This window comes from Moorena sp. SIO3I6 (assembly GCF_010672095.1).
Genome location: NZ_JAAHHU010000274.1, coordinates 1 through 6,313 on the forward strand (window position 1 = coordinate 1; position 6,313 = coordinate 6,313).

Consider the following 6,313-nt stretch of genomic DNA (forward strand, 5'->3'; position numbering starts at 1 on the left):
TTTGGCAAAAGGCTTTTCCTATACAAACTGAGCGAGAACGTGGGACGTCAAGTTTTTTGATCACACTAATCATATCAAGTTACTTTTGTCAAGTTTTTTGTAAAGAAATATGTTTATAAAGCATAGCTTAATAAGGGGGACTTTGAGGTGGAAAAGCGTACCTCATAGCTATGAGAAGCGCTATATAAATAGGTTATTAACAATAGTGCTAATTTATCACAACATTAAAAACTCTTTCGAGCTCTTTCCTACTCCCTGCTCCCTACTCCCTGCTCCCTATTCCCTATTCCCTACTCCCTATTCCCTATTCCCTGTTCCCTTTCTCCCAATCACTCAAACTGCCAAATCTTAATAGTATTATCTTGAGAACTACTAGCAATGGTACCACCATCATGGCTAATAGCAACGGTAGTAACAGCGCTTAAATGATCAGTAAGAGTATAGAGCAATTCACCACTACCAGGATGCCAGATTTTGACAGTCTTATCGGCACTACCACTAATTAATGTATTACCTTGAGGGCTAATGGCAATAGATTTAACAGCATGCCCATGTCCTGTGAGAGTAAGCAACGGTTTCTTTGGTATTTGTAAATACCGATCCCTCTTGAGCAACCAAATCTTAATGGTTTTATCAGCACTGCCACTAATTAAGATTTGACCACTAGGGCTAAAGGTGAGTGACTCTACCGATGCCGAATGTCCAGTAATCGTTGCGGTGAGCTTACCAGTTACTAAATTCCAAAGCTTAATGGTTTTGTCAGCACTACCACTAGCTAGCAGTTGTCCATCTTTACTAATAGCTACAGCATTAACTGTTCCTAAATGGCCAAAGAAAGTTGTCTGTAATGATGCCTTCTTCAGCATCCAAAGCTTAATGGTTTGATCAGCACTACCGCTAGCTAGAAGTTGCCCATTGTGACTAATTGCCAGACACTTTACCCAACCTGAATGTCCAGAAAGGGTATGAATTAAATTTCCCGTATACTCATGCCATAGTTTAATGGTATTATCCCAACTGCTACTAGCGATAATTTCTCCATCTGGACTAAAGCCAACTGCCTCAATCACATTTAAATGTCCTGAAAGTTTGGCGACAACTGTTTTAGCTTGCCAGTTAAAAAGCGTGATAGTTTTATCTGTACTACCACTAACTATAGTTTCTCCATTCGGGCTAAAGGCGATAGAATTAATTCCACTAGATTCTTCAGAAAAGGTATGTACACATTTCCAAGTAGGAGTCTCAAACTTAGGGGTAACTGTTGTAGATAAAGACGTTACTGGTATAGCAGCGAAATTCTCTGGTAAACCCAGTGATCCGAGTACTTGAGTAGCAGATTGGTAGCGTTGGTTTGGTAAATTCTCTACCATTTTGTTCAGAATGCGAATAAGCTGATCACTGACAGGTTGCCTGAGGTAATCGATCCAAACCCACTTCCCTTCTAGACTATTAAACATATCAAAGGGGTGAACGTTGGTAAGCAGATGAATACAGGTCACCCCTAAACTGTACAAATCGCTGGTTGCGATCGCTTTTCCCATCAACTGTTCCGAAGCCGTGTAAGCCGCAGAGCCAATCATAGTTCCCGTTCGTGCTAGCACAGTTTTTGTAGTCAGCTTAGCAGCGCTGAAATCCACCAGAAACAGTTCGCTCCCCCTTCCCCCCCAAGAATAAAACCTCTTCCTGGTTTTTTGTGTTGGTAGCTGGGACAAAGAGGACTCAGGAGGAGGGCGACGAATGATATTGTGGGGATTGATATCCCGATGAATTACCTGATGACTATGGATAAAGCGCAGCACTGGCAGCAATTCAATCAGGACTTGCCGAACCTGGTTTTCCCTAAACGTCCCTTCCGTTTCCAGTTCTGTGGCTAAGCTTTCCCCCTCGATATACTTGTGGACTAGAGCAGGTTCTCCTGCAATACCTAATTGATGATCCGCCTCAAAATAGGCCAGAAGTTCCGGAATCTGAGGATGTTGTCCCAGCACTTGCAGCCTAGTCGCTTCTTGGCGGAAAGACTCAGCCGCTTTCTGAGCATTGTTCGTATCCTGCTGTTGTAACGATAACTGTTTGATGATACACTTAGCATTGCTATCATCCGCCTCATCCACCCCCAGAAACGTGCGCCCCATACCACCAATACTAATCAGCCTCAGAGCACGGAAGCGTCCGCCTAATCGTAATCTAGTTCCACAATAGGCACAAAACCTGGCCTGATCGGGATTTTGGGGATTTTGGCATTTAGGATTAAGACAGTAGCTCATGATATGGGGTGGTCAAGTCGAAGGGTTGGCAAGTTGACAGATTTAAAAAAGTTTTCCCCAAGTTTTCCCCATCGTAAAGTGTAAGTAATCAACCCAGAAACTAATCTACCAACCGTCAAGCTTGGCCTTTCGGCCACGCTACGCGAACAACCTTCCACAAACCTGTGATCTGATTATTGCTGTTTGACCCGGTGGTGCGTTACGGGGGGGCGATCTTTTGGCTGGCGTTGAGGCGGAAAATTACGGCGAGCCCCCCCTAACGCACCCTACGCCTTCCACAAACCAGTGCATCTGATTATTGCTGTTTGACCCGGTGGTGCGTTACGGGGGGGCGATCTTTTGGCTGGCGTTGAGGCGGAAAATTACGGCGAGCCCCCCCTAACGCACCCTACCCCTTCAACCTTCAACCTTCAACAAACCAACCTTCAACCTTCAACAAACCAACCTTCAACCTTCAACAAACCAGTTGACGCACCCCTAACCCAAAGGCTGTTACACACTACCAAAGGTTGGGATTGGACTACCATTCTGACGATTGAAGCTGGGTAGATCAACGCGGGTGATATTGCGGCTTCTCACGGCTAGTCGGTAACTGACACTCTGGAGTTCAGCGTGGAGTTGTCGGTTTTCCCGCTGTAACATGGTCACCTTCTCCTTAACTGGTGCCATCCGTTCCGAAAACTTCTGGTGATAAATTTTTGGTAGCTCTTGTACCACTTGTTCTAGCTGACGGGAGCGCTCGGTTAATTCTTCTACATTATCCCGCAATTGCTTAATTTCCGTGTCACGGGTGGCAATTTGCTGTTGATAAAATTCCACCTGCTGCTCCACATCGTGCAACTGTTCTCGCAAGACCACCATCTGAGCCTTATGGCGCTCAGACACCTCTTGGGGAGGCTTGAAGTTAGCATTACCCTTCACCAACCGGAATAGTTCTTGAGACAGCTGCTGCACTAACTGGTCTCTAAGCTGCAACTCTTCCCGCAAGCGAGATACTTCCGTTTGCAGAGCTGATCTCGATAGGGTTTCAATCTGCCTCACCATGGCTTACCACTCCAACAAAAATACAATTACCAATAGTAGATGGCGACCGGGGGTGTCGATCACTGATCACAAAATATACCTTTGCAGCTAATTTACCATCGAAACCCGGCAATTGACCATTCCAAAGCACATCCGGTCTCCCGACTCCCGACTCCCGACTCCCTTTGCAGAGCAGTTGCTGTTAATAATTGTTACAAATAGGGTGCGAGTGCGATCGCTCTTGTAGGGTGGGCAAATGAACATGATCACATCGCTTATGGTCAAAGTCTCATTATTTGCCCACCCTACCCCACTTAAATATTTTCTTCCTTAATTTTTAATTTTTAATTTTGAACTTTGAATTGAAGTGCGTACGCGTAGCGTGACCAAAGGTCAATCGCATAAGCGCGGAAGCTGAGGCCTTGGCCAAAAGGCCACGCTACGCGAATGGCCACGCTTTGCGTTCGCGTAGCGTCGGCTTTGCCGAAACGCTTCCGGAGCGTAGCGTGCGCCGGTGCGCAATCGCCTCTATTGTTGGTTTAAATTTTGTGTTGATGCTAGCTTAACTCATTTTGGTGCGATCGCATAAGCGCGGAAGCTGAGGCCTTGGCCAAAAGGCCACGCTACGCGAATGGCCACGCTTTGCGTTCGCGTAGCGTCGGCTTTGCCGAAACGCTTCCGGAGCGTAGCGTGCGCCGGTGCGCAATCGCTCTTGTAGGGTGCGAAGCATGAAATGTAACGCACCATCGGTATACAAATTGAAACCAAACCATTCTCAACCAATACCACTATGGTTATATCATCTAATCTTCTCAACAAAACCGCCTAACGCACCATACAAAATTCAAAACTTATATTCATCATATATTCAAATGTAAACCTATTAAATTATAACCTTATGACAAAATATTAAGCATTTAGCTGATAGCTAATCGCTCACTTTCTTTCAATTACCCCTCAACAAAAAAAAAATTATAAAAACCCTTTACAAACTTAAATATAATCATTACGATTATATTTATTAACCTAAAAACAATTATTCGACTATGCCTCAAAACTCTCAGCCAAATTCAAACAATAATTCAAACGGATTCGTTGTTCCGTACATTTTGAAGGGGTCTCGCCAGCAAATAACCCATACCGTGTATATCCTTAATGGCCTGGGCTACGCTCAACTTACTGACTGGGGTCCTCTTCAGCCGACGGGAAATCCAGGAGAATTTATTACAATTATGATGAGATATTGGATTTGGCGTTAAGACCTTAAATTTCTGGGGGGGTTTCCCCCCTGGACAAAGCATCCGATCAAAATCGGATAGGTGATAAAATTGAGTGCATAAGCGAAAATTCCTAGCCGTGGAAAGTATTTCTGCGGCTATTTTTTTTGGGGTTATTAAGTTGAAATTAGGTTGAAGGTTAGTTGGTTGAAGGTTAGTTAGTTGAAGGTTATCGCACTACGCATTCAGATCTTTGACATTCCTAAACTCCGAAACGTAAGTCATAGCAGACTTCTGACTTCTGACTTCTGACTTGCGCGTAGTGCGATCGCATAAGCGCGGAAGCTGAGGCCTTGGCCAAAAGGCCACGCTACGCGAATGGCCACGCTTTGCGTTCGCGTAGCGTCGGCTTTGCCGAAACGCTTCCGGAGCGTAGCGTGACCTACGGTCAATCGCTTTTGTAGGATGGGCAAAGGTCGATGATAACTCTACAAATGTTGAAAATACCATGACGCAGCCCACCCTACGGCTGACTAGCTGTTCCCGTAGCCCATTAGCTGATAGTCAGTAGGGTGGGCAAAGGTTGATGATAACTGATCAAATGATGAAACTCTCATGACGCAGCCCACTCTACGGCTAAATCTGCCGACTGAGTGCGTAAGCCGATCTTTTAGGTTGGGTTGAGGGGATGACTGATAAAGATAAAATAGAAAGAACCAGCAAATCATCTTGAAAGTATGCTCAAAACCTCAGCCTTTCAGCAAGCGATTGAAACCGTTGAAAAATTGTCCTTAGAAGAGCAAGAGATATTACTCGATACTCTTCTCAAACGATTCCATCTACAACGTAGAGCCATAATATCCCAAGAAATCCAAGAAATTCACCAAGAATTAGCAGAAGGAAAAGTAACATTTGGTTCAGTTGATCAATTCCTTGAAGAACTCGATCAACCATGAAAATAGCATGGACACCCCAATCCCTACGAGGTTTTAAACGAATAATTCGTAAAAGACCAGATTTTAGACCGCTAATTGAAAAAACCGTGCGTCAGTTAGCAGAAGATCCTTTTCATCCTAGCTTACATACCCACAAACTTAAAGGCGATTTATCCAATATCTGGTCATGTTCAATTGACTACAGCTACCGTATTTTATTTGAATTTATCGAAAATCCTGAAGATCAAGAAGAAGCTATTTTGTTGCTTAATTTAGGTACTCATGATGAAGTATATTAGCGAAGCCCTAGTCAGTAGGGTGGGCAAATATCGATGATAACTGTACTTTTGGAGAAACTATCTAGATTTGCCCACCCTACCCAACTGATAACTGAAAGCTGACAGCTGATAACTGAAAGCTGATAGCTAAATCTGCCGACGAAACGCTCTAATCGCTTCTCCCGCATCGGTTTCCGCCATCAAAACACAGCGTCTGAACCAATCAAGATCCAATTCACTCAGTCCAGGTAGCAAGCTACGCTCGATTGGGACATAACTACCATCAGTAAGATGATAAAGCTTTAGTAATCCATCTTCCCAAAACCAAACCTCTGGAACACCTAAAGCTTGATACCGTTCTAACTTACTGATGCCACCACTGCTAAAAACTACTTCAATGGACAAATCTGGAATCGGCTTAACACTACCGATGCAGTAAGACTCGTCAGCTTGGGCAGAGGCGACGCCTTCTTTTTCCTGAGTCATGGAACGAGTTGGCTGAAAGAAAATACCCTTTTCCGTCAGAAAGGTTGTGATTAAGTAACCGATGATACTGGCAAAAATTTCGTGTTCCCGTCCTGGCATCAGAATCTCGA

Annotated in this window: 9 protein-coding genes; 4 read left to right on the plus strand and 5 right to left on the minus strand. The window is 44.4% G+C overall.

All coding sequences use genetic code 11. The features are described from left to right. The first annotated feature begins 205 nt into the window (after positions 1-205). Complete coding sequence (locus F6K49_RS33790) at positions 206-352, plus strand: hypothetical protein (RefSeq protein WP_293025610.1); 147 nt, start codon at positions 206-208, stop codon at positions 350-352. Here F6K49_RS33790 and F6K49_RS33795 read toward each other — a convergent pair. Next, on the minus strand, positions 330-2,264 hold the full coding sequence (locus F6K49_RS33795; protein WP_293103680.1) for a WD40 repeat domain-containing serine/threonine-protein kinase: 1,935 nt from the start codon (positions 2,262-2,264) through the stop codon (positions 330-332). The genes F6K49_RS33790 and F6K49_RS33795 overlap by 23 nt on opposite strands. A gap of 492 nt (positions 2,265-2,756) precedes the next feature. Further along, entirely contained in the window at positions 2,757-3,308 is a 552-nt protein-coding gene (locus F6K49_RS33800; RefSeq protein ID WP_293025617.1) for an Npun_F5560 family protein, read from the minus strand. 401 nt (positions 3,309-3,709) lie between these two features. On the opposite strand from F6K49_RS33800, the gene F6K49_RS33805 reads away from it, so the two are divergent. Beyond that, on the plus strand, positions 3,710-3,853 hold the full coding sequence (locus F6K49_RS33805) for a hypothetical protein (RefSeq protein ID WP_293037466.1): 144 nt from the start codon (positions 3,710-3,712) through the stop codon (positions 3,851-3,853). On the opposite strand, the gene F6K49_RS33810 is transcribed toward F6K49_RS33805, so the two are convergent. Beyond that, positions 3,850-4,017, minus strand: coding sequence for a hypothetical protein (locus F6K49_RS33810; protein WP_293103683.1), 168 nt, complete (start codon positions 4,015-4,017; stop codon positions 3,850-3,852). The genes F6K49_RS33805 and F6K49_RS33810 overlap by 4 nt on opposite strands. Before the next feature lie 724 nt (positions 4,018-4,741). After that, positions 4,742-5,014, minus strand: a complete 273-nt coding sequence (locus F6K49_RS33815; RefSeq protein WP_293025627.1) for a hypothetical protein — start codon at positions 5,012-5,014, stop codon at positions 4,742-4,744. A 227-nt stretch (positions 5,015-5,241) separates the two neighbouring features. Here F6K49_RS33815 and F6K49_RS33820 point away from each other — a divergent pair, with 227 nt between their 5' ends. Together F6K49_RS33820 and F6K49_RS33825 are read left to right on the plus strand one after the other, a co-directional pair. Then, a complete protein-coding gene (locus F6K49_RS33820; RefSeq protein ID WP_293025629.1) occupies positions 5,242-5,460 on the plus strand; it encodes a hypothetical protein in 219 nt (72 codons plus the stop codon). Continuing rightward, the gene (locus tag F6K49_RS33825; protein WP_293025631.1) at positions 5,457-5,738 is read left to right on the plus strand and encodes a type II toxin-antitoxin system mRNA interferase toxin, RelE/StbE family; all 282 of its coding nucleotides are present in this window, start codon (positions 5,457-5,459) and stop codon (positions 5,736-5,738) included. Before F6K49_RS33820 ends, F6K49_RS33825 begins: the two co-directional genes overlap by 4 nt. A gap of 126 nt (positions 5,739-5,864) precedes the next feature. Here F6K49_RS33825 and F6K49_RS33830 read toward each other — a convergent pair. After that, a partial coding sequence (locus F6K49_RS33830) for a Uma2 family endonuclease (protein WP_293103688.1) occupies positions 5,865-6,313 on the minus strand: 449 nt, incomplete at its 5' end.